4 protein-coding genes are annotated in these 3,138 nt (G+C 55.9%); all 4 read left to right on the top strand.

The features are described from left to right. Positions 1–691 (top strand): Crp/Fnr family transcriptional regulator (locus VNX88_09410; GenBank protein HWY68870.1); only part of this gene is annotated, 691 nt, incomplete at its 5' end. Between the two features lie 36 nt (positions 692–727). After that, entirely contained in the window at positions 728–1,294 is a 567-nt protein-coding gene (locus VNX88_09405) for a DUF420 domain-containing protein (GenBank protein HWY68869.1), read from the top strand. 60 nt (positions 1,295–1,354) lie between these two features. Continuing rightward, positions 1,355–2,209 (top strand): MBL fold metallo-hydrolase, encoded by an 855-nt coding sequence (locus tag VNX88_09400; protein HWY68868.1) that lies wholly within the window; start codon positions 1,355–1,357, stop codon positions 2,207–2,209. Positions 2,210–2,443: 234 nt separating this feature from the next. Next, positions 2,444–3,025 carry a hypothetical protein gene (locus VNX88_09395; protein HWY68867.1) on the top strand — a complete coding sequence of 194 codons (582 nt, stop codon included), beginning with the start codon at positions 2,444–2,446 and terminating at the stop codon, positions 3,023–3,025. Positions 3,026–3,138 lie beyond the last annotated feature (113 nt).

The raw sequence follows: 3,138 nt of genomic DNA, 5'->3' as shown, positions 1-3,138 counted from the left end.
TGAGCAGATGCGAATGGCGAATAAGCGTACTCTCGGTCTCAGTCCCAAAGTTCTACGCAAGAAGTTCGGTGCTGGGATGACTACTCGGAACTACCGAAATAAGGAGATCGTCTTTTCGCAAGGGGATCCCGCGGATGCTGTGTTCTACATCCAGAGCGGAACGGTGAAGCTCACCGCGGTCTCCACGCGTCGCAAGAAAGCTATCATCGCCTTCCTGCAGCGAGGCAGCTTTTTTGGCGAAGGCTGCCTCGGAGAGCAATCTCAGCGGATTTACACGGCGAGATCAATTGGGCAATCCAGTATCACTCGCCTGCGAAAGGAGAGCACGATTCGCGCGCTCAGGCGAGACCCGCATTTTGCAACGCTGTTTGTTGAATATCTGCTTTCCCGGATTATTCGAATCGAGGAAGACCTGGTCGATCAATTCTTCAATTTCAGTGAGAGGCGACTGGCGCGGGTTCTGCTGCTGTTTGGGCAAATAACCAAGGAATCGAAGCCGGAGTATCCCCTGAAGGTGAGCCAATCAACCTTGGCCGAGATGGTTGGCACCACCCGCGCCAGGGTAAGTAAGTTTATGAATGTGTTCAAGAAGAAGGGATTGGTCAGCTACAACGGCGGCTTGCAAATTAACAGCACGCTGCTCACTGCCTTCCTGCAAAATCGACCTCTGTCAGTTTCCACGAAAGCATAGACCCGCCCAGGTGGCTCCCGCTTTCGGCGGGCCCGGATGGATTTTTATGATTTAATTGTCGGCATGGAACAGAGTGGAATCAGTCCGCGCCCGGTGGTTGGAGCCATCATCGTGGTGAGCGGCCTCGCTGTGTCATTCCTGCTGTGGCTGCTGTACGTACATCATGCTTCGTCTGATTTCGCCGGACGCTGGATGTTTTTGCCGGCCCTCAACGCGCTTCTCAACGGATTATGCGCGATTGCGCTGTGCGTGGGATTGTATTTCATCAAACATCACAACCGGGAAGCGCATCGCACGAGCATGCTGCTGGCCTTCGCATTCTCATCCGTTTTTCTCATCAGCTACATCGTGAACCACGCACTGCACGGCGACACGATTTTCCCCGGCCACGGCCCGGTGCGCACGCTCTACCTTTCCATTTTAGCCAGCCACGTAATCCTTTCCATTGTCGCGCTGCCGATGGTGCTCACAACTTTCTTTTTCTCGCTGACGGGCCGTTTCGCGATGCACCGCCGGATCGCCCGCTTTACGTTCCCCATCTGGCTCTACGTTTCGATTACCGGTGTAGTGGTTTTCCTGTTCCTCAGGGCGTACGCCTACTAGACCCGGTACGGATCAAGCCTGATTGTAAGAGAGTAAGGGCGTCGGAAAGAGCCTCAATAGATGACCATCACTTTCCTTGGAACCGCCGCCGCGAATGCCTTCCCAGAGGCTTTTTGCAAATGCCGAAACTGCGCCCAGGCACGTACGCTAGGTGGGCCGAGTCTTCGGAAACGGTCCGCTGCGCTGATCAACAATGATTTGCTGCTTGATCTCGGTCCCGACATTATGTCGGCGTCGCACATGCATGGGTGTTCTCTGGATGAGGTGCGATATTGCCTGCAAACGCATCCGCACGCCGATCATCTGGACTTGTCCCATCTACTCTCTCGCAGCCCAGCCTATGGCGTGGTTGGCGCACCTGTCTTGAATTTCTACGCGTCCCGTGAGACCTTGGAACGAGCTGCAGAAACGTTTGAGAGAGACCTTGCGGGTTACGGTCTCTTGTCTCTTGAAGCGGAGAAGTATCTCAACTTCAAGATCCACCAGATCCAGCCGTTGGAATCCTTCACGGTGGGCACGTATTCGGTGATGGCCTTTCCCGCTAACCATGCTCCGGGGATGGGAGCGATGCTGTATGCGATTGAAGCCGCCGGCCGCGCTGTCTTCTATGGTACGGATACTGCCACGCTATTCGAACAGACGTGGCAGACTTTCCGGCAGCACAAGATGCGATTCGATGTTGTGATCCTGGATCACACCTATGGTCCCGAACAGCCCGGTAGTGACCATCTGAGCGCTCGTCAAGTCATTGAGCACGCAAACCGAATGCGCGCGGAAGGTGTGTTGGGTCCACACGCCCGCGTCTTTGCTACACATATCGCTCACGAAGGCAATCCGGCGCATCCCGACTTGGCCGCTTTCGCAAAAGAGCATGGGTATGAAGTGGCATGCGATGGGTTGGTTGTCCCAATCTGAGCGCCTGATAAGCGCCAGCATCTATCAACATTCCTGCGCACTATCGAGTGCTACTGTGCGGATGACGGCCCTCTCGGAAGCTAGCCCGCCGCCCAAGGATTTCCCTGATTGACGATCCAGTCAGACAGGTTTATAGTTTTTCGCATTCGCGCAGAACAAGCTGGACGCTATCGAAGCGTCTGCAACCATTCACCTCCGTAACTTTCTGGAACGCGCAGCACGGGGGCCATAAAAATGGAGTTCTCTCGCAGGACTTTTCTCAAAGGCACCGTGCTTGGCGGCGCCGGTTTCTCCGCCCTCGGCTTTGATCTCACTCCGGTCTACGCTCAGACGAATGCGCTCAAGATTTCCCGAGCCAGCGAGACCCGCAGCACCTGTCCTTATTGTTCCGTCAGCTGCGGCGTGATCATCTACACAATCGGCGACAAGGCGAAGAATGCGATTCCGCAGGTCGTGCACGTCGAAGGCGATCCCGATCACCCCATCAACCGCGGCACCCTCTGCCCCAAGGGATCGTCGCTCGAGCAGGACATTCTCAACGAACGCCGTCTGCTGAAGCCTCAAGTGCGGCGTCCCGGAGCCACCGACTGGGAAGACATTTCGTGGGACCAGGCCTACGCTGAGATTGCGCAGAAGGTGAAGAAGACGCGCGACGACACATTTGTCGAGAAGGACGCTGCCGGCCACACTGTCAATCGCTGCGAAGGCATTGCCTTCACCGGCGGCTGCACCGATACCAATGAATTTAATTATCTGGTCGTAAAAAGTATGCGCAGCCTGGGGGTCTGCTACCTGGAAAACCAGGCCCGCGTTTGACACGGCCCAACGGTCTCCAGTTTGGGGCCCACCTTCGGACGCGGCGCAATGACCAATGGCTGGATCGACATCAAGAACACCGACATGATGTTGATCATGGGCGGCAATCCCGC

Source organism: Terriglobales bacterium, from assembly GCA_035567895.1.
GTDB lineage: Bacteria > Acidobacteriota > Terriglobia > Terriglobales > Acidobacteriaceae > Gp1-AA112.
The sequence above is the reverse complement of the archived record's forward strand: the minus strand, read 5'-3'. Positions and strand labels throughout refer to the sequence as shown.

What these genes read in the sequence shown, in the direction of transcription:
- VNX88_09405 (HWY68869.1), top strand. Translation starts at nt 728, where the DNA reads ATGGATTTTTATGATTTAATTGTCGGCATGGAACAGAGTGGAATCAGT.
- VNX88_09400 (HWY68868.1), top strand. Translation starts at nt 1,355, where the DNA reads ATGACCATCACTTTCCTTGGAACCGCCGCCGCGAATGCCTTCCCAGAG.
- VNX88_09395 (HWY68867.1), top strand. Translation starts at nt 2,444, where the DNA reads ATGGAGTTCTCTCGCAGGACTTTTCTCAAAGGCACCGTGCTTGGCGGC.